21 protein-coding genes are annotated in these 21,845 nt (G+C 60.6%); 11 read left to right on the forward strand and 10 right to left on the reverse strand.

The window, feature by feature from the left end:
* Positions 1–93 precede the first annotated feature (93 nt).
* Positions 94–2,157: a DNA topoisomerase IV subunit B gene (gene parE, locus GA0061100_RS32255; protein ID WP_075856941.1), complete on the reverse strand. Its 2,064-nt coding sequence runs from the start codon at positions 2,155–2,157 to the stop codon at positions 94–96.
* A gap of 206 nt (positions 2,158–2,363) precedes the next feature.
* On the opposite strand from parE, the gene GA0061100_RS32260 reads away from it, so the two are divergent.
* The 4 genes from GA0061100_RS32260 to GA0061100_RS32275 all read left to right on the forward strand — a co-directional run bounded on the left by GA0061100_RS32260 (position 2,364) and on the right by GA0061100_RS32275 (position 6,574).
* Positions 2,364–3,260 (forward strand): alpha/beta hydrolase family protein, encoded by an 897-nt coding sequence (locus GA0061100_RS32260; protein WP_075856942.1) that lies wholly within the window; start codon positions 2,364–2,366, stop codon positions 3,258–3,260.
* 139 nt (positions 3,261–3,399) lie between these two features.
* Positions 3,400–4,170: a triose-phosphate isomerase gene (gene tpiA, locus GA0061100_RS32265; RefSeq protein WP_075856943.1), complete on the forward strand. Its 771-nt coding sequence runs from the start codon at positions 3,400–3,402 to the stop codon at positions 4,168–4,170.
* A gap of 113 nt (positions 4,171–4,283) precedes the next feature.
* Complete coding sequence (secG, locus tag GA0061100_RS32270) at positions 4,284–4,802, forward strand: preprotein translocase subunit SecG (RefSeq protein WP_075856944.1); 519 nt, start codon at positions 4,284–4,286, stop codon at positions 4,800–4,802.
* A 134-nt stretch (positions 4,803–4,936) separates the two neighbouring features.
* Entirely contained in the window at positions 4,937–6,574 is a 1,638-nt protein-coding gene (locus GA0061100_RS32275; protein ID WP_075856945.1) for a CTP synthase, read from the forward strand.
* A gap of 33 nt (positions 6,575–6,607) precedes the next feature.
* Here the strand turns inward: GA0061100_RS32275 and ftrA are convergent, their stop codons facing one another.
* Positions 6,608–7,660, reverse strand: coding sequence for a transcriptional regulator FtrA (gene ftrA / locus GA0061100_RS32280; RefSeq protein ID WP_075856984.1), 1,053 nt, complete (start codon positions 7,658–7,660; stop codon positions 6,608–6,610).
* Positions 7,661–7,725: 65 nt separating this feature from the next.
* On the opposite strand from ftrA, the gene GA0061100_RS32285 reads away from it, so the two are divergent.
* The 4 genes from GA0061100_RS32285 to GA0061100_RS32300 all read left to right on the forward strand — a co-directional run bounded on the left by GA0061100_RS32285 (position 7,726) and on the right by GA0061100_RS32300 (position 11,789).
* Positions 7,726–8,118, forward strand: a complete 393-nt coding sequence (locus GA0061100_RS32285; protein WP_075856946.1) for a rhodanese-like domain-containing protein — start codon at positions 7,726–7,728, stop codon at positions 8,116–8,118.
* Positions 8,119–8,261: 143 nt separating this feature from the next.
* On the forward strand, positions 8,262–9,311 hold the full coding sequence (locus tag GA0061100_RS32290; RefSeq protein ID WP_075856947.1) for a HoxN/HupN/NixA family nickel/cobalt transporter: 1,050 nt from the start codon (positions 8,262–8,264) through the stop codon (positions 9,309–9,311).
* Between the two features lie 83 nt (positions 9,312–9,394).
* Positions 9,395–9,922, forward strand: coding sequence for a FecR domain-containing protein (locus GA0061100_RS32295; protein WP_075856948.1), 528 nt, complete (start codon positions 9,395–9,397; stop codon positions 9,920–9,922).
* A 13-nt stretch (positions 9,923–9,935) separates the two neighbouring features.
* Positions 9,936–11,789 (forward strand): CHASE2 domain-containing protein, encoded by a 1,854-nt coding sequence (locus GA0061100_RS32300; RefSeq protein WP_075856949.1) that lies wholly within the window; start codon positions 9,936–9,938, stop codon positions 11,787–11,789.
* Positions 11,790–11,822: 33 nt separating this feature from the next.
* Here the strand turns inward: GA0061100_RS32300 and GA0061100_RS32305 are convergent, their stop codons facing one another.
* The gene (locus GA0061100_RS32305) at positions 11,823–12,422 is read right to left on the reverse strand and encodes a LysE family translocator (protein WP_075856950.1); all 600 of its coding nucleotides are present in this window, start codon (positions 12,420–12,422) and stop codon (positions 11,823–11,825) included.
* Positions 12,423–12,521: 99 nt separating this feature from the next.
* Between GA0061100_RS32305 and GA0061100_RS32310 the strand changes: the two genes are divergently transcribed.
* On the forward strand, positions 12,522–13,397 hold the full coding sequence (locus GA0061100_RS32310; protein WP_075856951.1) for a LysR family transcriptional regulator: 876 nt from the start codon (positions 12,522–12,524) through the stop codon (positions 13,395–13,397).
* A 23-nt stretch (positions 13,398–13,420) separates the two neighbouring features.
* On the opposite strand, the gene GA0061100_RS32315 is transcribed toward GA0061100_RS32310, so the two are convergent.
* Positions 13,421–14,509 carry a citrate synthase/methylcitrate synthase gene (locus GA0061100_RS32315; protein ID WP_075856952.1) on the reverse strand — a complete coding sequence of 363 codons (1,089 nt, stop codon included), beginning with the start codon at positions 14,507–14,509 and terminating at the stop codon, positions 13,421–13,423.
* 84 nt (positions 14,510–14,593) lie between these two features.
* Here GA0061100_RS32315 and GA0061100_RS32320 point away from each other — a divergent pair, with 84 nt between their 5' ends.
* Positions 14,594–15,754, forward strand: a complete 1,161-nt coding sequence (locus GA0061100_RS32320; protein WP_075856953.1) for a citrate synthase — start codon at positions 14,594–14,596, stop codon at positions 15,752–15,754.
* Between the two features lie 27 nt (positions 15,755–15,781).
* Here GA0061100_RS32320 and GA0061100_RS32325 read toward each other — a convergent pair whose 3' ends face one another.
* From GA0061100_RS32325 to tehA, 3 genes are all read right to left on the reverse strand, one after another.
* A complete protein-coding gene (locus GA0061100_RS32325; RefSeq protein WP_244558013.1) occupies positions 15,782–16,342 on the reverse strand; it encodes an alpha/beta hydrolase in 561 nt (186 codons plus the stop codon).
* A 96-nt stretch (positions 16,343–16,438) separates the two neighbouring features.
* Positions 16,439–16,810, reverse strand: a complete 372-nt coding sequence (locus GA0061100_RS32330; RefSeq protein ID WP_075856955.1) for a VOC family protein — start codon at positions 16,808–16,810, stop codon at positions 16,439–16,441.
* 32 nt (positions 16,811–16,842) lie between these two features.
* The gene (gene tehA, locus GA0061100_RS32335; RefSeq protein WP_075856956.1) at positions 16,843–17,844 is read right to left on the reverse strand and encodes a dicarboxylate transporter/tellurite-resistance protein TehA; all 1,002 of its coding nucleotides are present in this window, start codon (positions 17,842–17,844) and stop codon (positions 16,843–16,845) included.
* A gap of 305 nt (positions 17,845–18,149) precedes the next feature.
* Here tehA and gnd point away from each other — a divergent pair, with 305 nt between their 5' ends.
* A complete protein-coding gene (gene gnd / locus GA0061100_RS32340) occupies positions 18,150–19,175 on the forward strand; it encodes a phosphogluconate dehydrogenase (NAD(+)-dependent, decarboxylating) (RefSeq protein ID WP_075856957.1) in 1,026 nt (341 codons plus the stop codon).
* A gap of 125 nt (positions 19,176–19,300) precedes the next feature.
* On the opposite strand, the gene GA0061100_RS32345 is transcribed toward gnd, so the two are convergent.
* From GA0061100_RS32345 to trpC, 3 genes are read right to left on the reverse strand one after another with little or no spacing between them, the layout of a single operon-like run.
* A complete protein-coding gene (locus GA0061100_RS32345) occupies positions 19,301–20,527 on the reverse strand; it encodes a molybdopterin molybdotransferase MoeA (RefSeq protein ID WP_075856958.1) in 1,227 nt (408 codons plus the stop codon).
* 3 nt (positions 20,528–20,530) lie between these two features.
* Positions 20,531–21,025, reverse strand: a complete 495-nt coding sequence (gene moaC / locus GA0061100_RS32350) for a cyclic pyranopterin monophosphate synthase MoaC (protein ID WP_075856959.1) — start codon at positions 21,023–21,025, stop codon at positions 20,531–20,533.
* A gap of 1 nt (position 21,026) precedes the next feature.
* Positions 21,027–21,842 carry an indole-3-glycerol phosphate synthase TrpC gene (trpC, locus tag GA0061100_RS32355; RefSeq protein ID WP_075856960.1) on the reverse strand — a complete coding sequence of 272 codons (816 nt, stop codon included), beginning with the start codon at positions 21,840–21,842 and terminating at the stop codon, positions 21,027–21,029.
* Between the last annotated feature and the right edge of the window lie 3 nt (positions 21,843–21,845).

Raw genomic sequence — 21,845 nt, forward strand, 5'->3', positions numbered from 1 at the left:
CATTCATCCATGACGCCTTCGTAACGGATATCCGACAATCCGGTAAAATATCGCGAGATCGCCCAGGCATAGCAATCAGTGATTGGTCTGCCGTCAGATATCGAGGTCTTCGGCAAAGGCAGCCCGCTCCTGAATGAAGCGAAAACGAGCGTCGGCCTTGGTGCCCATCAGATTGTCGACGGCATCGCGGGTTCCCTCGAAATCGACCTCGTCGATCTCGACGCGCAGGAGCGTGCGCTTGGACGGATCCATCGTCGTTTCTTTGAGCTGGGCAGGCAACATTTCGCCCAGACCTTTGAAGCGGCTGATCTCGACCTTGCCCTTGCCCTTGAATTCCGTCGACATCAGCTCCTGTCGATGGGCGTCGTCGCGGGCGTAGATGGATTTCGACCCCTGCGTGATTTTGTAGAGCGGCGGGACGGCCAGGAAGAGATGACCCTGGCGGATCAGCTCGGGCATCTCCTGATAGAAGAAGGTGATCAGCAGCGAAGCGATGTGGGCGCCGTCGACGTCAGCATCGGTCATCACCACGATGCGCTGATAGCGAAGGTCTTCCTCGCGGTATTTCGTGCGGGTGCCGCAGCCAAGCGCCTGGACCAGGTCGGTGATCTGCTGGTTGGCCGACAGCTTTTCGCGGCCGGCGCTGGCGACGTTGAGGATCTTACCGCGCAGCGGCAGGATCGCCTGGTTCGTGCGGTTTCGCGCCTGCTTGGCCGAGCCACCTGCCGAATCGCCCTCGACGAGGAAAAGTTCGGCGCCTTCGGCAGCACTCTGCGAGCAATCCGCCAGCTTGCCGGGCAGGCGCAGCTTGCGCACGGCGGTCTTGCGGTTGACTTCCTTTTCCTTGCGGCGGCGCATGCGCTCTTCCGAGCGCTCGATCACCCATTCCAGCAGCTTTTCGGCTTCGCCCGGATTGTCGGTGAGGTAGTGATCGAAGGGGTCGCGCAGGGCGTTCTCGACGAGGCGCTGGGCCTCGACGGTCGCAAGCTTGTCCTTGGTCTGGCCGACGAATTCCGGCTCGCGGATGAAGATCGACAACATGCCGACGCCCGAAATCATCACATCGTCCGTGGTGATATTGGCCGCGCGCTTGTTCTGGGTGAGGTCGGCGTAGTTTTTCAGGCCCTTGGTGAGAGCGATGCGGAATCCCGCCTCATGCGTGCCGCCTTCCGGGGTCGGAATGGTATTGCAATAGGAGTGGATCTGCGGGTCGCCACCGTACCAGGTCATCGCCCATTCGAGCGAGCCGTGGCCGCTTTCCTTTTCCGACTTGCCGGCAAAGATCTCGCGGGTAACGGTGAACTCATTGCCCATCGTCGCCTTGAGATAATCCTTCAGGCCACCGGGGAAATGGAAAACCGCCTTTTCCGGAACATCGGCGCCTTCCGGCGCCAGCTCGGGATCGCAGCTCCAGCGGATTTCGACGCCGCCGAACAGATAGGCCTTGGAACGGGCCATGCGGAAAACGCGGGCCGGCTCGAAGCGAGCGTGATCGCCGAAGATCTGCGGGTCTGGATGGAAGCGAACGCGCGTGCCGCGGCGGTTATGCACATCGCCCAGCTCCTCCAGGCCACCGACTGGCAGGCCGCGGGAGAAGCGCTGGCGATAGAGTTTGCGATTGCGGGCGACTTCGACTTCCAGATCATCGGACAGCGCATTGACGACGGACACACCTACGCCGTGCAGACCGCCAGAGGTCTCATAGGCCTTGCCATCGAATTTGCCGCCGGCATGCAGCTTGGTCATGATGACTTCGAGCGTCGACTTGCCGGGTACCTGCGGATGATTTTCCACGGGGATGCCGCGGCCGTTATCCGTGACGGTCAGATAGCCCTGCCGGTCGAGATAGACCTCGATGAAATTGGCGTGGCCGGCGACCGCCTCGTCCATGGCGTTGTCGATGACTTCGGCGAAAAGGTGGTGCAGCGCCTTTTCGTCCGTACCGCCGATATACATGCCGGGGCGCATGCGCACCGGCTCGAGCCCTTCGAGAACACGAATGGAGCTCGCGCCATATTCCTCCGACGAGGACGTCGTCGGAGCAGCCCGCTGCGCGGGCGCTGCGGCAGGCTTTTCTGCCTTTACCGCCGGCTTTTCCGCTGCTTCCGGTTTCGACGGGCGGGGGAGACCGGAGAAGAGATCGTTGCTGTTATCCATAGAACTTCGAGCTGCTAGATTTGTCCTGGAGGGGCCAAAGCCCTTTATTATCGCATTTGTCGCCGCTATTCGCGAATCATCGTGATTCTGCCAGAAACGGCGCACAAGAGCGATGGCGCCCCGTTACGGGGCAAATTCAAGTAAAGAGATTTGCGTTGCCGGGTGAAGAATGGCAAGCCCGATGGCCGATCGGAGGAAGTATCCGCATGCCAATGTCCACAGCTCATTTGCCCATCCTGTCCGCAATCTCGGGCATTTTGCTTCTGGCGACAGGGCAGACCGCCTCGGCAGATATGTTGAAGCCGTTCAAGGACGAGCTGTTTTCCAATCAGACGGTCATCGAAAGCCACGACAACGGCGCCTTCCAGACGATCGATTACCAGGAAATGCGTGACATTAACGGCCGCGACCAGATTCCGGAAAAACGCGTGAAGCCGGCCTATGTCGATACCGGCGTGCGCTGGAAGGCGCAGGAAGACGAAACGTTACAACTCGGCGACCGCAAAGTGGATGTTACGCGCATAGGCCCGGCGTCGAAGCAGGCCTTTACCGTCATCTTCATCCACGGCCGCGGCGGCGACCGCAGGCTTGGCTCCAACGACTATACGTTCGGCGGCAATTTCAACCGGCTGAAGAACCTGGCTTACCGCAACGGCGGCACCTATTACGCACCGAGCGTAAAAGGGTTCGACAGCAACGGGGTTGCCGATATCGCAGCGCTGATACGCTATTCCTACGAGCAGTCGGGCGGCAAGCCTGTGATCCTCACTTGCGCCTCCATGGGCAGCTTCGTCTGCTGGGGCATTACCCGCGATGCCGAAAGCGTCAAGCGCCTGAAAGGCATGGCGATCCTGAGCGGCGTCACCGATCCGGATTTCACCAAGAGCGCCTTCTACAAGGCAAAACTGCCGCTCTGGTTCACGCATGGCAGCAAGGATCCGGTCTACGCGGCTGCGGACCAGCAGGCCCTGTTTGAGAAACTTTACAAAGCGCACTATCCGACACGTTTCACGCTTTTCGAAACCGGAAATCACGGAACGCCGGTGCGCATGACCGATTGGCGCAAGGTGCTCAACTGGATCGTCGATCCGCAGGCGTCGTGAAACATTCTCGCAATCCGACTTAATTTTCCGGATAAGCATTTTTTCAAACGATTTGAGCCGATTTCGACCGCATTCGATAACTTTCCTTTCCCTTTCCTTTTTGTTAGTCCGAAGACGGATCAAGGGGGAGAATATCGGAATGACGAAGACCATACGGCCGCTTCTGGCTGGAAACTGGAAGATGAACGGCACGCGCGCGAGCCTGGATCAGATCAAGGCGATCGCGGACGGCGTCAAGGCGCCGCTGTCGGAGAAGATCGATACGCTGCTCTGCCCCCCAGCCACCTTGCTCTATGTCGCGACGGCACTTTGCGACGACAGCCCGCTGGCCATCGGCGCACAGGATTGTCATCAGCAGGTCAGTGGCGCGCATACCGGCGATATTTCGGCCGAAATGATCGCCGACTGCTTTGGTACCCACGTCATCGTCGGCCATTCAGAGCGCCGGAGGAATCACGCGGAAAGCGACATGCTGGTGCGCGCCAAGGCGCAGGCGGCCCATGATGCTGGCCTCATCGCCATTGTCTGCATCGGCGAAACCGCTTACGAGCGCAACAGCGGCCAGACGCTCGAGGTGCTGAAGCGGGAGCTCGTGGGCTCTATTCCGGATGATTCCACAGCGCAGACGACTGTGATCGCCTACGAGCCGGTCTGGGCGATCGGCACCGGCGTAGTCCCAACCCAGGAGAACGTGGAGGAAGCACATGCGTTCATCCGAGCCGAGCTCATCGAGCGCTTCGGCAAGGAGGGGGCGAATATGCGAATCCTCTATGGTGGATCGGTCAGTGGCGCCAATGCGCGTGACCTTTTGGATGTTCCGCATGTCAACGGCGTGCTTGTCGGCGGCCAGAGCTTGAAAGCAGTCGACTTCCTTGCCATTTATGCCGCATTCGAACGGCAGTTCGCCTGAAGCAACAACTTGCCCGGAGTTCCGGCCTTAAAAGGACTTGGAATAGGCGAGAGCCTCATGTAAAGAGCCGCGAGCTTTTATTTTTGATGCCCGCACCGGGCAGGACTGGACCTATGCAAACCGTACTGCTTGTCATCTATCTCATGGTTGTCGTCGCCCTTATCGGCGTGGTGCTGATTCAGCGCTCCGAAGGTGGCGGCCTCGGCATCGGCGGCGGATCGGGCTTCATGTCTGCGCGCGGTACGGCCAATGCGCTGACGCGTACGACGGCCATTCTTGCGGCGCTCTTCTTCGCACTTGCGCTCGGCATGAACGTGCTGTCCCGCTTCGAAGCTCGGCCGACCGACATTCTCAACCGTATCCCGAGCACGGCCGGTCAGGGTAACGGCATTCTCGATTCGCTTGGTGGCCAGAAGAGTTCCGCCCCGGCAACCACCCCGGCGAAGCCGGCCGACAATAGCGGCGTTCCGAACAGCGGCGCAGTCGCTCCGCAGTCGCAGGCGACGCCGCCCGCTGCGACGAATCAGGCAGCTCCTGCCCAGCAGGCTCCGACCGCGACCGGCCAGCAGACCGCGCCGGCAACGACGACTCCTGCGCCAGCCGACAACGGCGGCGTTCCGACCGGTAAGTAATTCCGGTCGCCGAAGATCATCCCCGGCAGGTCCTCGGATCTGCCGGTTTTGTTTTGTCCATATTCCGCGTTCTGTAGCCAAAATTCCGGAAACGAATTTTAGGGCTAGCGGAATCATTTGTGAAAAGGTATCCGGTGACTCCCATGGCGCGATATGTATTCATCACTGGCGGCGTGGTTTCTTCCCTCGGAAAAGGAATTGCGGCTGCGGCTCTCGGAGCGTTGTTGCAGGCTCGTGGTTATCGAGTCCGCCTACGCAAACTCGACCCCTATCTGAACGTGGACCCGGGCACGATGAGCCCGACCCAGCACGGCGAGGTCTTCGTCACTGACGACGGTGCGGAAACCGACCTCGATCTCGGCCACTACGAGCGCTTCACCGGCCGATCGGCCACGAAGACCGACAACATCACCACCGGTCGCATCTACAAGAACATCATCGACAAGGAACGCCGCGGCGACTATCTCGGCGCAACCGTCCAGGTCATTCCGCACGTCACCAACGAGATCAAGGATTTCGTGACGGAAGGCAATGAGGACTACGATTTCGTCATCTGCGAGATCGGCGGCACGGTCGGCGATATCGAAGCCATGCCTTTCATGGAAGCGATCCGCCAGCTCGGCAACGACCTGCCGCGCGGCACCGCAGTCTACGTTCATCTGACGCTGATGCCGTATATTCCAGCCGCCGGCGAGCTGAAGACGAAGCCGACACAGCATTCCGTCAAGGAACTGCAGGCACTCGGCATTCATCCCGACATCCTGCTCGTGCGTGCCGACCGGGAAATCCCCGAAGCTGAACGCCGCAAGCTGTCGCTGTTCTGCAACGTGCGGGAATCTGCCGTTATTCAGGCGCTCGACGTCGCGAATATTTATGACGTGCCGATGGCCTACCACAAGGAAGGCCTCGACAATGAAGTGCTGGCCGCTTTCGGCATCGAGCCGGCTCCGAAGCCGCGCCTCGAGCAGTGGGAAGAGGTTTGCAACCGTATCCGCACGCCGGAAGGCGAGGTGACCATCGCCATCGTCGGCAAATATACCGGCCTGAAGGATGCCTATAAGTCGCTGATCGAGGCGCTGCATCACGGCGGCATCGCCAACCGGGTCAAGGTCAAGCTCGAATGGATCGAGTCCGAGGTTTTCGAAAAGGAAGATCCGGCGCCATATCTCGAAAAGGTTCACGGCATTCTCGTGCCCGGCGGCTTCGGCGAACGCGGTTCGGAAGGCAAGATCCTGGCAGCTCGCTTCGCGCGCGAGCGCAAGGTGCCTTATTTCGGAATCTGCTTCGGCATGCAGATGGCCGTCATCGAAGCGGCCCGCAATCTGGCTGGTGTCGAACATGCCTCGTCGACCGAATTTGGTCCCACCAAGGAGCCGGTCGTTGGCTTGATGACCGAATGGCTGAAGGGTAACGAGCTGCAGAAGCGCACGGCATCCGGCGATCTTGGCGGCACCATGCGTCTCGGCGCCTACAAGGCGGCCCTGAAAAAGGGCACGAAGATCTCCGAGATCTACGGCTCGACCGATATTTCGGAGCGCCATCGCCACCGCTATGAAGTCAACATCGACTACAAGGCGAAGCTGGAAGATTGCGGCTTGACCTTCTCCGGCATGTCGCCGGATGGCGTCCTGCCGGAGACGATCGAATATGCTGATCATCCGTGGTTCATCGGCGTGCAGTACCACCCGGAACTGAAGTCCCGGCCGCTGGAACCGCATCCGCTGTTCTCAAGCTTCATCGAAGCGGCGACGGAACAGAGCCGGCTGGTATAGAGCGCTTCATCGAAGCGCTCTACATCTTTGCTTTTACGCAGTTCCGGACGGAAAACCGCTACGCACTTTTCCTGGAACTGCTTTGAGGGCTGCAAATCGCTTGCGGTAGTCGCTCGGGCTCACCGCAAGCCTCTCCCGAAAATGATGGCGCATGGTGGCGAGCGATCCAAAACCGCTGGCCGCCGCCACATCGTCAAGCGAAATGGCAGCTTGCTTTTCCAGCAGGTCTCGCGCTCGCCGCAGCCGCTCGCTGAGCAGCCATTCACCCGGCGCCATGCCGGTAGTCGCCTCGAAACGGCGCTGGAAGGTCCGGACGCTCATGCCGGCCCGCGCTGCCAGTGCGGTAATGGGTTGTTCTTCCTGCAGGCGTTCGCGCATCCATTCAAGCAAAGGCCCCAGACGCGCGCCTTCGCGCTGCCTCAGAACCGGAGTCTCGATATATTGCGCCTGGCCACCTTCGCGATGAGGTGGCACCACCAGACGACGCGCGACGCTGTTGGCGATGTCAGGTCCGAAATCGCGGCGCACCACATGCAGGCAGAGGTCGATGGCGGCAGCGCTGCCGGCGGCCGTCAGTACGCTATCCTCATCGACATAGAGAACATCAGCATCGACGGTGATGTCCGGATAGCGCTCGGCGATAGAATCGACATAACGCCAATGCGTCGTCGCCTTTCGGCCGGCGAGCAGTCCCGCCGCGGCAAGAACCGCCACGCCGGAGCAAAGTGACATGATGCGCACGCCGCGGCGGCTGGCCGCCTGCAGTTCGGCTACCAATGGGGCAGGGACCGGCGTCCCGATACCTCGCCATCCGGGCACGACGATCAGGTCGGCATCTGAAATGACTTCCAGCCCATGATCGACCTGCACCGTCAGCCCACCGGCGGCGCGCAGAGGGCCGTCCTCGATCGCGCAGGCGGAAAAGCGATACCAATCCTCCCCCATCTCCGGACGCGGCAGACCGAAGATTTCGTAAGCGACGCCGAATTCGAACGTGCACAGCCCGTCATAGACGAGGGCGACGACATGCGGGCCGAGAAGATTGGCGTGGTCTGCATTTGGCATGATTTTGACGCTATATGGCATTTCGGCCAATTTCAACCGCTGGATCGCTGAGGCATGATTGTCCCGAACCAAAGAAGGAGCGTTCCATGTCCCTAGTCAGTGATATCCCTGCCGCAGCGCCGAGCCTCGTCGCGGAGCACTATGCCCAGAAGCTTGCCTTCGAGACCGATTGCTCCGACGTCCATCAGTCAATGACATCGGGCAATGTCGATTTCGTTCTGCTCGATGTTCGCGGGCCGGCCATGTTCCAGGAGCAGCATATTCCCGGCGCGCTCAACCTGCCGCATGGCAAGATGACCGCGCGCAAGATGGCGGAGTGGCCGGACGATACGTTGTTCGTCGTCTACTGCGCAGGGCCGCATTGCAACGGCACCGACAAAGCGGCCTTGCGTCTGGGCACGCTCGGCAAGCGCGTCAAGGTGATGATCGGCGGCATCACCGGTTGGGCGGATGAGGGCTATCCGTTCGAGGTGGGATGAAAGATCGACAGGGCAGGCCCAGTGTTCGCCGGGTCTGCCCATTTTTGTGACACTGCGAAAAACTTCGGCATCTACGTCATTTGACTATCGCGCCACTTCGGTTTCCGTGCCACTGTGCGAGTAAGCATAACGGGAACAAAAGTATGATCCTCAATCCATTTGACGATGGCGCCGAGCGGCCGAAAGCCAAGATCGCCATCACATTCACGCTTTTGATTGTTTTCAATATTGCTGCCTGGATCTGGGCCTGGATCGCCTTCGCCGACAGGCCGTCGCTGCTCGGCATTGCGCTGCTCGCCTATATGTTCGGTCTTCGCCATGCCTTCGATGCCGATCATATCGCGGCCATCGACAATGTCGTGCGCAAGCTCATTCAGGAAAAGAAACAGCCCTATGCCGTCGGCTTCTTCTTCTCGCTTGGCCATTCCTCGATCGTCGTCATCGCCTCCATCCTGATTGCGGCGACGGCGGCGGCCATGCAGAGCCAGCTCGATTCCTTCCATGATGTCGGCGGTGTCATTGGCACGACGGTTTCGGCGGTATTCCTGCTGCTGATCGGCATTGCCAATCTCTTCGTCCTCAAAGGTGTATGGTCTGCCTTCCGGCGGGCGCAGAGGGGCGAGAGGATCGCGGATGAGGATCTTGATACGTTGCTTGCCGGCGGCGGCTTTCTGGCGCGGATCTTCCGGCCGATGTTCAAGGTCGTCACTCGCTCCTGGCACATGTATCCGATCGGCTTCCTGTTCGGTCTCGGCTTCGATACCGCAACGGAGATAGGTGTTCTCGGCATTTCCGCCGCTCAGGCTGCGCAGGGCATGTCCTTCTGGACCATCCTTGTCTTTCCGGCGCTATTCACCGCTGGCATGTCGTTGATGGATACGCTCGATAGCACGCTGATGACAGGGGCCTATGGCTGGGCTTTCGTCAAACCGGTGCGCAAGCTCTGGTACAATCTGACGATCACCGCGGCTTCCGTCGTCGTCGCCGTCTTCATCGGCGGCATTGAAGCCCTCGGTCTGATCGCCGACAAGCTTGGTCTCGAAGGGAGCTTCTGGAGCTTTGTCGGTGAACTCAACGACAATCTTGCCAATTTCGGTTTCGCCGTCGTCGGCATCTTCCTCTTGAGCTGGCTGGTTTCTACCGTCCTCTACAAAACCGGGGGCTACGACAACTTGCAGATCAATCGCTCCTGACGCATCATCGGCCCATGGAGCAGGCATGCCGTGACTGGACATCGTTTTTGCGATTCCAGTTATCTGCAATGAGGGCCACAGTCATGAATCATAACGACAATATTCTCAGCCTGGTGCTGACGGCCATGATCTTGTGCGGAGCCGGTACGGCTTCGGCACAGACGGCAGTCACCTGCCCGTCGCAGCCGACCGTCGCCGCGGAGCGACAGACCTTGAACTGCGAGGCGGGGCTCAGCATCACCGTCGAGCGTGGCGCGCATTATCAGCTTGAAGACAGGAATGGCGACGGCCATGTGGATGCGATCAAGCTCGATGGCAAGGCAACGCTGATCGATGTCGATAGCAGCCGCCTGCAGGGCGGGTTCGAAGTGGTGACGCCGCAGGCAATCGCCGCGGTGCGCGGCACGCGATGGGCTGTCGACGTGAAGGGCGGCAGGACCTCCGTGCTGGTCTTGCGCGGCCGCGTTGCGGTCAACAAGGTGTCTACCGGACAGGGCGTGACGCTCGGCCAGTGGCAGGGCGTCGATGCCGATCGAGGCCGGGCGCCCCTGCATGTCACCAAATGGAAACAGTCGCGCATCAACGCATTGTTGGCTCGCCTCGGTCAGTGAGATCCTGACGACCATGCGCAGACCACCGCCGCAGACGCTGATTGCGCTTCTCTTGACTGCCATCTGGGGACTAGGGCTCGGAATCGTGCATTTGCGTGGCGACATTCCGTTCATTGACGGCGCGGAAGCGACGCTGACGAACCTCCGCAATACGCTCGGTGGCAGCCGCAAGCCGCCCGATCTCGTCACCATTGTCGCCATCGATGACGAGACGTCGCGCGTTGCCGGCCACTATCCTTTGCCGCGCGCGATGCTCGCGAAGATCATCGACGCGATCGGTGCACTCCAGCCCAAGGCCATCGCGCTTGACGTGCTCCTCGTCGACGCAGCCGATGAGGCCGGTGATGCGGCTCTGGAACAATCCCTCAAACGAACCAATGTCGTGCTTGCCGCAGCCGGCATCTTTCCGGAGAGCCATCAGCAGGTCGTCGTCGACAGCAAGGAGCCGCTCGTGCGCGTGCCCAGCGCTCTGCAGTTCCTCGAGCCGCAATCGCGCTTTGCCGCTGTGGCAAGTTACGGCATCGTCAACGTCCAGACCGACAAGACGGGAACGCCGCGTTTCGTTCCCATGCTGTTTCGCAACGGCGAGCGCATCGTTCCGTCGCTTTCGCTCCGCGTCTTCTCGCGGGCGACCGGCGAACAGGCGACCGTCATCTCGGATCACGTCAAAGTCGGCAGCCATTCCATACTGACGGATAACGGCTATCTCGTGCCGCTCTCCTTCTATGGCCCGCGCGGCACGATCCGCACCGTCAGTGCCAGTGCGGCGCTGAATGGCCGGCTGCCCGAGGAGGCGATCCGGGACCACATTGTCGTCGTCGGTGCGACCGTTACCGGCGGTGGCGATGTCTTCCCGACTCCCTTCGATCCCGTTCTGCCCGGTGTCGAAGTCATCTCGACCTCGATCACGCATCTGCTTGCCGGCGACGGTCTCGTGCGCGATCAGGGCGTTCGGTTCATCGATCTCTATTTTGCGGTCGGCCTGCCGTTACTCGTCGTCGGTCTTCTCTCCTGGCGGCGCAATACGATCGGGCTCGCCATGGTGCTCGGCGTCATCCTCGTCTGGGCGGCGATCAATGTCGCCGCCTTCAAACACGGGATCTGGCTAAGCGCAGCACTGCCGATCGCGGCAACCGCACCGCCGGCACTGATCTCCGGTGCGACCCAACTTTGGCTCGGCCGCAGACAGGCAAAACGCTTTGCCGAGCAGAGCGAACGCCTGCAGCACATCCAGGCTCCCGGCCTTGCGGAACATCTCGCCCGCGATCCCGGTCTTCTTGCGACGCCGGTGCATCAGGAAGCCGCGATTGTTTTCATCGACATCAACGGCTTCACCAGCCTCAGTGAGGCAATCGGCCCGGCCGCAGTGCGGGAGTTGCTGAACGGCTTCTTCAATCTGGTCGACGAGGAGGTCACGGCCTGTGGCGGTGCCATCAACAGTTTCATGGGTGACGGCGCGATGATCCTTTTCGGCCTGCCGCAGCCGAAACCGGACGACCCCGCCAAGGCGGCGGATTGTTGCGTTCGCCTGGCAGCGCGGATGAGGCGCTGGCTCGGAACGCTTCCGGACGACGTTGCCTCTCGCATCGGCTTCAAGATAGGTGCCCATTTCGGCACCATCGTCGCTTCGAGGCTCGGCGGAGGCGATCGCCAGCAGATCACGGCGACCGGTGATACTGTCAATGTTGCCAGCCGCCTGATGGAAGTGGCCGCCAGCAATCACGTGGAGATCGCCCTCAGCGACGACCTCCTGCTTGCGGCCGGGACCGACAGCATGCCGTTCAAGCAAGGTCGCCTTGAGGGGCCGATCGAAACGAGCTTGCGCGGGCGTACCGGCTCGTTGACCGTATGGCTGTGGCGCAGCTAGTGCCAAGCCGGAACGCTGTCGGCATATCCGGTTTCAATCGAGCCACATCGGAACGATCGAGAGGACCAGGAGGCAGGCGAGGGCGATATTGACCAGACGCCACTGCCACGCGGTTTTCAGCATGCGCCCGAGCATTTGTCCGAGAATGCACCAGATCGTCAGAGAGAACGCGGCGAGAAGGCAAAAGATCGGCCCAAGCAGCATCGCGAGGCCGGCGGGATTATTTGCCAATGCAGCGAAGGACGCGGCCGCACTTAGTGTCATCGCCCAGGCCTTGGGATTGTGCCAAAGCATCCACACACCGGCGAAAAAGCCGGTCGGCTTTGCTCTCTGTCCGGCCTCGTGCGGCTGGCCGCTTCCACCGATCCGAACGGCAAGCCAGATCAGGTAGAGCGAACCAAGCGTCTTCATGGCGACCTGCAGGATCGGCAAGGCCATCAAGATGCCGCCAAGTCCTGCGGCGGCGGCACAGGCCATGGAACCCAGGCCGAAGGCGATACCGCCCATGACGGGTATCGACCGGCGGAAGCCGAAATGCGCGCCGGACGCAGTCGCAAGCGTCGTCGCACCGCCCGGCGTTATGGTGGAAACCAGTGCGAAGAGGATCAGCGGCAGCAGGGGTTCGATCGTCATGTCCAGCTTTTCTCCATATCGAGAAAAGGCATAGACGGCACTTTTGCATCATGAAATCGAATATTGAAGGATTGAGGTATTAGCAATTATAATGCCGGCATGATCCGAAACTTCGACATCGCTCTCATCAGAACCTTCGCCACCGTTGCCGACCAGGGCAGCATGACGATATCAGCCAATATGCTGCACATGACCCAAGGTGCCGTCAGCCAGCAGATCAAGCGACTGGAGAACATGCTCGGCTGCGCCTTGTTCGAGCGGGACAGACGTGGATTGCGGCTGACCGAAGCCGGTGAACGGTTGCGCGGTAATGTCCGCCGCCTGCTGGCATTGAATGACGAGATATGGGACGACATGACGGAAAGCACGGTTCGCGGCAGCGTCCGGCTCGGCGTTCCCTATGATCTTGTCGGAGCAACGCTGGCGCCTGTGCTAAAATCCTATGCCGAGCGCCATCCGCAGGTGGAGATTTCGCTGGTCTGCGCATCGTCGCCGGAACTGCTCGAAGAATTGGGGAAGGGAACTGTCGACCTATGCGTGGTGGAGGAGCCATACGGCACATCACAGGGCGAGTGCCTTGGTGTCGAGCGGCTTGTCTGGGTCGGCGCAAAGGCAGGCAATGCCCATCGCAAGGTGCCGCTGCCGATCTCGATGGTTGCCGATACCTGTGCCTTCCGCACATCGGTCTTTGCAGCGCTCGGCAAGGATGGTCTGCGCTGGCGGACAGTCTTTGAGAACGGTAATATCGAGGCGACCACGGCAACGGTGCGTACGGATCTGGCTGTCACCGCCTGGCTTGCTTCGACCGTTCCTGCCGATCTCGATATCCTCACCGTCGAGCAGGGCTTGCCCGAGCTTCCGGTCTTTGCGATCAATCTGCATTTGCCGAAGGGCAATCCGACGCCACAGGCGCTGGAGCTTGCCCGCCATATCCGCGAGGGCATGATGCGGCCGCGCCAATCCGCGGCCGCCTGAGTTTCATCCGTTGAAAGACCTGTCTACGCGGCCTTCGGCAGCGGGCCGACATAACGCGACTGCGGACGGATCAGGCGTCCGTCGAGCGTCTGCTCGCGGGCGTGGGCGATCCAGCCGACCGTGCGACCGATCGCGAAGACGCCGGTAAATGAATTGCGCGGGAACCCGAGTGCGTCGAGCAGCAGGGCGGTGTAATATTCGACATTGACGTCGAGGGGACGATCCGGCTTGCGCTCCTTGAGCAGCGCGAGGGCTGCTGCCTCAATCGCTTCCGCCAGTGCGATGCGTCCGGCATCCGCCTGTCCGCTCGTAAAGATCGGCTTCAATGCCGTCTTCAGGGCATCGGCGCGTGGATCGCGGACGCGATAGATGCGATGACCGAAGCCCATCAGCCGCTCGCCATGATCGAGAGCCTGCGACAGCCAGGCACGCGCATTTTCAGGCTTGCCGACCCCGTCGAGCATATCGAGGACCGGGCCGGGGGCGCCGCCATGCAGCGGGCCTTTAAGGGCGCTGATTGCGGCGAGAACGGAGGAGGTGAGGCCGGCATGGGTCGAGGCGATGACGCGCGAGGCGAATGTCGACGCGTTCAAGCCGTGATCGGAAATCGTCACCAGGTAGGCATCAAGGCCTGCCGTCTGCTCGGCCGTCGGCACCCGGCCCGTCAACATGCGCAGAATGTCGGCCGATTGCGAGAGCGAGGCATCCGGCGCGACCGGCCCGTCGCCCTTCTGCAATCGCAATACGGCCGGCAGGAAAACGGCGGGCGCCGCCATCAGGCGGATTGCCGTGGCGAAGTCTTCGCCGTCCGGGACACGAGCCAGCAGGGCACGCACGGCATCCACCGGCGGCAGCGCTAGGATAGCGGCGTCAGCGGCCTCCACGTGCGCGAAGAGGGCAACACGGGCCACGCCAAGCTTTGTTCGGATGGAAGCTGCATCAATATGTTCGTCAAACAGGCCATCAAGCAACAATGCAGCAACATCCTCGAAGCGGCTGGTTGCGACCAGATCGTCCAGCGATACGCCACGGATGATCAGACGACCGGCAGCGCCATCGACGTCGGATAGCTTGGTTTCTGCGGCAATGACATCTTCAAGACCACTTTTCATTACGGTTCTCCTTTGACTATCCGATTAGATCGGGCCTATTCCTATTGACGTCAATCTTGATGCAATTGATCAATATGAGGACCGATGAGCTGGCTGACCACGGAGCAGGCGTTGAACCTGCTGGGAACGAAATCACAGACGCTCTACGCCAATGTCAGCCGCGGTCGCATTCGCGCGAAAGCCGATCCTTCAGATACGCGGCGCAGCCTCTATTTTGCCGACGACGTCAAACGATTGGCCACCCGCCATGCCGGCCGGCGCAAGACCGAGGCCGTGGCAGCCGAGGCCATTCAATGGGGCGATCCCGTATTGCCGTCGGCGCTGTCGACGGTTTCGAACGGCAGGCTTTTCTATCGTGGCAAGGATGCGGCGGTGCTTGCCGAGAGCGCAAGCCTTGAAGAGGTCGCGCTGCTGCTTTGGGATATGAAGCGGCCATTGCGCTTCGAGCAAAGCGAGACGCGGCAGATGCCTCCTTCCTTGGATAGCGCCTTCTCCGTACTTGCCGAGCGCATAACAAGCGACCTACCATCCCTCGGACGTTCGCTTCCGGCGCTGCAGCATGAAGCCGAAAGCGTGTTCGGTACGGTGGCTGAAGCCTTGGCCCCGGGCGCGTGGGATCAGCCGCTGCATCGGCGCCTTGCCACTGCCTGGAACCGCCCCGATGCCGCCGATCTGATCCGCCGCAGTTTGGTCCTGCTTGCCGACCACGAGCTGAATGCCTCGACCTTCACTGCGCGGATCACTGCATCCGCCGGCGCGACGCTCTCTGCCGCCACTCTGTCCGGCCTCTCCACCTTGACGGGGCCGCTGCATGGCGGCGCATGGCAGAGCGTGCGCTCGCTGATCATGCGGGCGGCGGCGATCGGGGTGGATGAGGCGGTGCGCAGCTATCTGGCGGAAGGGCGGCCATTGCCCGCCTTCGGCCATCAGCTTTATCCCGATGTCGATATCCGTGGACAGGCTTTGCTTGGCTGTTTCACGTTGCCGCCGCTATTTGCCCAAGTCCGCGATGTCGGCGAGCAACTGGTCGGAGAGAGCGTCAATGTCGACTTTGCCTTGACGGCGATGACCCATGCCTATCATCTCCCGGAGGATGCGCCGCTAATCATTTTCGCGCTGGCTCGTACCGTGGGGTGGCTCGCGCATGCCATGGAGCAGGCGACCAGTGGCAGGCTCATCCGGCCGCGTGCGCGCTATGTCGGCCCGCCCGTGAGTGATTTCACCGCTGCCCGCGGTGAAAGCTAGAGAGCTCCAGAGAGGTGCAGATAGCCCCTATACAGAGAGGCTTTGGATGAAGGCGGCAATATCTGTGCGCAAGGGAGAGTTAGGCGTGGCAGCGTCAATCCGATAAAAATCGTGCGGCTTTCCTGGATAGGTTTTCCAATAAACCGGAAGAGTGTCGTTCCAGCTTTCGCTTGGCCGATATGGATCGGCCTCTCCCCAAAATACCATGGTGGGTATATTCAAGGGAGACGTTTCGAAGCGCAGTCTGGTTGATGAAACGCAGATCAACGCCTCGAGCTCCAAACCCTGCTTGACAGCTGTCCACAGAGCAGTTCCACCGGCGCTGAAGCCGATGCCCACACATGTACGTCCATCAATTTCAAGAAGTTCCCGAACTGCTTGCTGCACGCCATCTTTGCTGAAAAGGTGGTCGTGAAGGCTGTCTCCACTCAGGTCGGGACGGCCGCTGAGGCCGGCAAGCTGTAAACCGCGGTGCTCAAGGCACCCAACATCAAACAATTCAGCAAAAGTTCCGGGAAAGCCATGGATGTCGCTAACGACTAACAAGCGTTGCGTTCTTGAACGGCACATAGTCAGACCAATTTTCATCGTTTCGATAGCCGAATTGACTTCGCGCCAATTTGGCCGCGCGCGCTATGTCGGCCACCGGTACAGCGATTTTACCGAAAATGCGGTACCCGCCACTCAACTCGCCTGCAAGTGACAAACCGCTTCGATATTATGGCCATCCGGATCGAGAATGAAGGCGCCATAATAGTTCTGGTGATAGTGAGGGCGAAGCCCGGGAGCGCCATTGTCGATGCCACCGGCCGCAAGTGCCGCCTGGTGAAATTCGTCGACGATTTTCCGGCTACCGGCAGTAAAGGCTATATGCGCACTTGTCTGCGGCGCATCACGCTGGCCGATCCAGAAGAATGCCTTCGGTCTGGCGCCATAACCTGCAAAAGTTTCGCCTTCCGCGTACAGGCGTTCGATGCCGAGAGGGCGCAATACCTTATCGTAGAATATCTTCGAACGTTCAAGGTCGCGAACGCCGATCGTCACATGGTCAAGCATGCCATCCTCCAAATCGTGCCCCTTGGGCTTCCTCAACCCCGACCAACCGCGCCGGCACCACGATCGGCAAGCTCGACCCAGCCGATGACGAGTTTGCGATTGGCAATCAGCCAGATCGTTGCGAGAGCGACCAGACCGACGACGATATTGGCGGCAACAAAGAGAATCGGAGCCAATTGCGTGACCGGACCGACATCGCCGCGCTCGACCAGCCGCATGGGAGCGGCCGCCAAGGCAGTCGCGCCGAAGGTGAAAGCCCAGTAAGCCGGGCTGAATCCTTCCTTCATGATCCAGGGCAGGAGGCGCAACATGATCAGAGCCTGCAGCACGCCGTAGCCGACCATTGCATGGACGAGCATGTCGGGAGCGCCTTGCGTAACGCTGATATAGGCAAGCGCACCAACGGTTGGTGGAGCCAATTGAATTCCAAGGGTCGGCCTTAGTGGCGGTGCCAGCGCTGGTCCCGTCAGCAGGCGATGCAGCAGGGCGGATTCGATGGCAAGCCAGGCGAAGAAGCCGGCGCCGAAGAAAAGCTGCGCCCATTGTGGAAAACCAAGCGCCGCTCCGACGATGGCTGTGACGAAGCTGCCGGCGACACTGGGCAGATAGAGTACGGCTGTCGTCGTCGCGATATCGCGTCCACCCTGCCAGAGCCCTCCCGTGCGCCAGACGGAAAATGCCAGGGTATAGACGGCGCCGATCAGGAATGTGGTTTCGGCACCGATGCGCGAATAGGGCAGAAGGCCGCCGGCTACCAACATGGTCGCGACACCGACAAGGCCGATGAAACAGCACTGGACTGGGTGCGCCACTTCCTTGAATGCCTCCTCGCGCGCCACCATCCACTTCAAAGCGTAAAGCACGATCAGCAGCAGCCAGACAGCTAGTGCCAGGAAGGTCAGCACTTCACCGACAAGTCCCGGCAGGTGCCAGATACGCGCCCCGACACGCCAGGCATTGGCCAGGCCGGAAAGCCCCAGAACCATGCCGAAAAATGAAGCTGGAACCAGCGGCAGTTTCAAAGACGCAGCCATATGCCCCCTTTGACGCACAATGTGAGCGCCGCCCTAAAGAGAATTATGCAAAGAACCGGAGATCGATGCTAAATCCATCCACTCGAATGGAAGAGCAAAATACAGCTTTCCTCGATGCCGGCAAAGCGCGATCATGGGGAAAAGCGGGAGGTTTGACCAGGCGATATCACAGATGCGTGAACGGGCGAATTTTTCTTCGCTGTCTGGCTTGTGCATAGCTCGCCCGTCATTTGTTCATTGGAAAATGCTGCGAAATGTCTCTATTGAACATTCAAACGATTAAAACCGTCCTAGGAGACTGACATATGCAAATCGGAATGATTGGCCTTGGCCGTATGGGCAACAACATGGTGCAGCGCCTGATGAGAGGCGGTCACAGTGCGGTTGTTTTCGATGCGCGTCCGGAAAGCATCGCGGGGCTGGAGCAGCTCGGCGCCACCGGCAGCAAGTCTCTTGCGGATTTCGTATCGAAACTCGCCAAGCCGCGCGTCGTCTGGATGATGTTGCCGGCTGCAATCGTTGATCAGGAGCTGGCTGCGATCGTGCCTTTGCTGGAAGAGGGCGACATCGTCATCGACGGCGGCAACTCCTATTATCACGACGATATCCGCCGCGCTGAGGAGTTGAAGCCGAAGGGTATCCATTATGTTGACGTCGGCACCAGTGGCGGTGTTTTCGGCCTGGAGCGCGGCTATTGCCTGATGATCGGCGGCGAGAAGGAAACCGTCGAGCATCTCTCGCCGATCTTCGCAACGCTTGCTCCTGGTGTCGGCGACGTAGCTCCGTCGAAGATGCGCTCCGAAGAGGCCGCCAAGAACAGCACGGCGGAGCAGGGCTATCTGCATTGCGGCCCATCCGGCGCCGGCCACTTCGTCAAGATGGTCCACAACGGCATCGAATATGGCCTGATGGCAGCTTACGCCGAAGGCCTGAACGTGTTGCATCATGCCAATATCGGCAAGCAGACTGCCGAGAAGGATGCTGAAACCGCTCCGCTTTCTCATCCGCAGTACTATCAGTATGATCTCGACATTGCCGAAATCAGCGAAGTCTGGCGCCGCGGCAGCGTGATCACCTCCTGGCTGCTCGACCTCACGGCCGACGCCCTGCATGGCGACGCAGCGCTTTCGCAGTATGCGGGCCGTGTTTCCGACTCCGGCGAAGGCCGCTGGACGATTTCGGCTGCCATCGACGAAGGCGTTCCAACACCGGTTCTCAGCGCAGCGCTTTATGGCCGCTTCGCCTCGCGCGGCAATGACGATTACGCCAACAAGGTTCTCTCCGCCATGCGCGCCGGCTTCGGTGGCCACCACGAGAAGCCGGCGAAGTAATTAGTTGGCCTATTGATCTGACGATTGCGAGCCGGGTGGGTCGAACCTCCCGGCTTTTGCTTGTCCGCTCTTATTGCCTCGCTACTTCCGGACGGAGAACCGCCATGCGATTTCCCTGGGCAACTTCAGCCCAGCAGATCGGGCCGCAGGAATATGACTGGAGTTGGCGAGCCGACTTCAAGCTGCGATGCATGCGGCGGGCGGACGACCAGACAGTCGGCACGCGAAAACACCTTCATCATCGATGAATCCTGCTTCGAGAAGGGCTCGGCGAGCCAGCCGTCGTTATCGGCCCTCGTCAGCGTCGCACGCACATAATCCTGGCGCTGATCGTTAGCCGCAAAGGGCACCGCAGCGCGCGCAATGCCTTCGCGCTTTACCGGCGGCAGGGATGCAAGCTTTCTTATCAGCGGCTCGAGAAAGAGCAGCCCGCAGACGAGGCTGGAAACGGGATTGCCGGGAAGGCCGAGAACATGCATGTCGCCGAGGCTGCCGACCATCAGCGGCTTGCCCGGACGCATGGCGATGCGCCAGAAGTCCAGCTTCATGCCTGCGGCAATCATCGTCGCCTGCACCAGATCGTGATCGCCAACGGAGGCGCCACCGAGCGTGACGATGATATCGGCCTTTGCTACCTGCGCACGGCCGATGGCAGCGGTAATCTCGTCGCTGTCGTCGGATACAATGCCGAGATCAAGCACATGGGCGCCCGCATTGCGCGCAAGTGCGGCAATGCCGAAGGTGTTCGAGGCGATGATTTGTGATGGCCCCGGTTCATTGCCCGGTGCGACAAGCTCGTCACCGGTCGCTAGAATCGCCACCAATGGCCGCCGGTAAACATCCAATGCCGGATGGTTCATGGCCGCGGCGACAGTGAGCCGCGAAAAATCCATGATTGTGCCAGCCGGAAGCACGGCTTCCTCCTCCAGAAAATCCTGTCCGCGCGGGCGAATATGCTGCCCTTTGCGCAAAGGATAGGCGGTGCGGATACGATCGCCTTCCAGGCGCTGCGCGTCTTCCTGCAGGAGAACCGAATCGGCACCTGACGGGACGGGAGCACCCGTGAAGATGCGGACTGCTTCGCCCTTGCCGACGCTGCCATCGAAGGCATGGCCGGCAGCGGAAGCACCTACGACCTCCAATTCTGCGCCCGGCGCCGCAGCATCCTCGAAGCGCAGCGCGTAGCCGTCCATGGCCGAGGCGTCGAAAGGTGGTTGTGTCAGACGAGCGGTCAGATCCCTCGCCAGAACTCGGCCCTCGGCCATATCAAGCGGAACGCTCTCGAAACGATAGATCGGCGTGGCACTGTTCAGCAGACGCGCTTGTGCTTCGGCAACGGGTAACAGGCTCATAAATCAGGCCCCCGAATGGCGGAAATCTCCAGATTTGCCGCCGGATTTCTCCAATAGCGTGATGCCGCCGATTTCCATGCCACGATCCGCAGCCTTGGCCATATCGTAGATCGTCAGGCAAGCGACGGAAACCGCCGTCAGCGCTTCCATCTCGACGCCGGTGCGGCCGGTCAGCTTGGCCGTCGCTGTGACGCGCAGGCCAGGCAGGGCGGCATCCTCTTCGATGTCGACGGCAACTTTCGTCAGCATCAGCGGATGGCAAAGCGGAATGAGATTGCTCGTCTGTTTCGCCGCCATGATGCCGGCAAGCCGCGCCGTACCGATGACGTCGCCCTTCTTGGCATTGCCTTCGCGAATCAACGCCAGTGTCTCCGGCTTCATTTTGACGTAGCCGGTGGCCGTGGCGCTACGCGCCGTTTCGGCCTTGCCGCCGACATCGACCATATGCGCTTCGCCCGAAGCATCGATATGCGTGAGACCGGCCTTCGGCGTGCTCATTTCACTCAGCCGCCAGAATGCCGGCTTCGCCGTTCAGCAGCAATCGGGTCGCGGCCGTGACGTCATCCTTCCGCATCAGGCTTTCGCCAACGAGGAATGTGGTGATGCCTGCGGCTTCAAGACGCTTGCAATCGGCATGGGTGAAGACGCCGCTTTCGCCGACCAGCAGCCGATCCTTCTGCACCATGGGTGCTAGGTTCTCGCTGACCGTCAAACTGACTTCGAAGGTGCGCAGATTGCGGTTGTTGATGCCGATCAACGGCGAGGACAGTTTTAGCGCACGATCCATCTCTTCGGCGTCATGTACCTCGACCAACACATCCATGCCGAGGCCAAAGGCTTCGTCCTGGAGACGCTCGGCATCATCGTCCGAAAGCGATGCCATGATGAGCAGGATGCAATCCGCACCCCAAGCGCGGGCTTCCTGCACCTGATAGGTATCGAACATGAAGTCCTTGCGCAGCGCCGGCAGCGCACAGGCCGCGCGGGCAGCCGTCAGGAATTCAGGAGCACCTTGGAAGCTCGGCGTATCCGTCAACACCGAAAGACAGGCCGCACCACCGGCCTCATAGGCCTTGGCAAGCGCCGGCGGGTCGAAATCGGGGCGGATCAGACCCTTGGACGGGCTTGCCTTCTTGATTTCGGCAATCAGGCCGAAAGCGCCGGCTTCTTGCTTAGCGAGCAGCGCCTTATGAAAGCCGCGCGGCGCGGACTGTCCGGCCTGCATCGCCTTGAGATCGGCAAGCGACCGCTTGGCCTTGGCAGCGGCAATTTCCTCGCGCTTGTAGGCTTCGATCTTTCTAAGGATATCGGTCATGAC

This window comes from Martinezella hainanensis (assembly GCF_900094555.1).
GTDB classification, from domain to species: domain Bacteria; phylum Pseudomonadota; class Alphaproteobacteria; order Rhizobiales; family Rhizobiaceae; genus Rhizobium; species Rhizobium hainanense.

Bases quoted from the DNA above. Each gene is read 5' to 3' on its own strand.
- parE (WP_075856941.1), bottom strand. From the start codon at position 2,157: ATGGATAACAGCAACGATCTCTTCTCCGGTCTCCCCCGCCCGTCGAAA.
- GA0061100_RS32260 (WP_075856942.1), top strand. From the start codon at position 2,364: ATGCCAATGTCCACAGCTCATTTGCCCATCCTGTCCGCAATCTCGGGC.
- tpiA (WP_075856943.1), top strand. From the start codon at position 3,400: ATGACGAAGACCATACGGCCGCTTCTGGCTGGAAACTGGAAGATGAAC.
- secG (WP_075856944.1), top strand. From the start codon at position 4,284: ATGCAAACCGTACTGCTTGTCATCTATCTCATGGTTGTCGTCGCCCTT.
- ftrA (WP_075856984.1), bottom strand. From the start codon at position 7,660: ATGCCATATAGCGTCAAAATCATGCCAAATGCAGACCACGCCAATCTT.
- GA0061100_RS32285 (WP_075856946.1), top strand. From the start codon at position 7,726: ATGTCCCTAGTCAGTGATATCCCTGCCGCAGCGCCGAGCCTCGTCGCG.
- GA0061100_RS32290 (WP_075856947.1), top strand. From the start codon at position 8,262: ATGATCCTCAATCCATTTGACGATGGCGCCGAGCGGCCGAAAGCCAAG.
- GA0061100_RS32295 (WP_075856948.1), top strand. From the start codon at position 9,395: ATGAATCATAACGACAATATTCTCAGCCTGGTGCTGACGGCCATGATC.
- GA0061100_RS32300 (WP_075856949.1), top strand. From the start codon at position 9,936: ATGCGCAGACCACCGCCGCAGACGCTGATTGCGCTTCTCTTGACTGCC.
- GA0061100_RS32305 (WP_075856950.1), bottom strand. From the start codon at position 12,422: ATGACGATCGAACCCCTGCTGCCGCTGATCCTCTTCGCACTGGTTTCC.
- GA0061100_RS32310 (WP_075856951.1), top strand. From the start codon at position 12,522: ATGATCCGAAACTTCGACATCGCTCTCATCAGAACCTTCGCCACCGTT.
- GA0061100_RS32315 (WP_075856952.1), bottom strand. From the start codon at position 14,509: ATGAAAAGTGGTCTTGAAGATGTCATTGCCGCAGAAACCAAGCTATCC.
- GA0061100_RS32320 (WP_075856953.1), top strand. From the start codon at position 14,594: ATGAGCTGGCTGACCACGGAGCAGGCGTTGAACCTGCTGGGAACGAAA.
- GA0061100_RS32325 (WP_244558013.1), bottom strand. From the start codon at position 16,342: ATGAAAATTGGTCTGACTATGTGCCGTTCAAGAACGCAACGCTTGTTA.
- GA0061100_RS32330 (WP_075856955.1), bottom strand. From the start codon at position 16,810: ATGCTTGACCATGTGACGATCGGCGTTCGCGACCTTGAACGTTCGAAG.
- tehA (WP_075856956.1), bottom strand. From the start codon at position 17,844: ATGGCTGCGTCTTTGAAACTGCCGCTGGTTCCAGCTTCATTTTTCGGC.
- gnd (WP_075856957.1), top strand. From the start codon at position 18,150: ATGCAAATCGGAATGATTGGCCTTGGCCGTATGGGCAACAACATGGTG.
- GA0061100_RS32345 (WP_075856958.1), bottom strand. From the start codon at position 20,527: ATGAGCCTGTTACCCGTTGCCGAAGCACAAGCGCGTCTGCTGAACAGT.
- moaC (WP_075856959.1), bottom strand. From the start codon at position 21,025: ATGAGCACGCCGAAGGCCGGTCTCACGCATATCGATGCTTCGGGCGAA.
- trpC (WP_075856960.1), bottom strand. From the start codon at position 21,842: ATGACCGATATCCTTAGAAAGATCGAAGCCTACAAGCGCGAGGAAATT.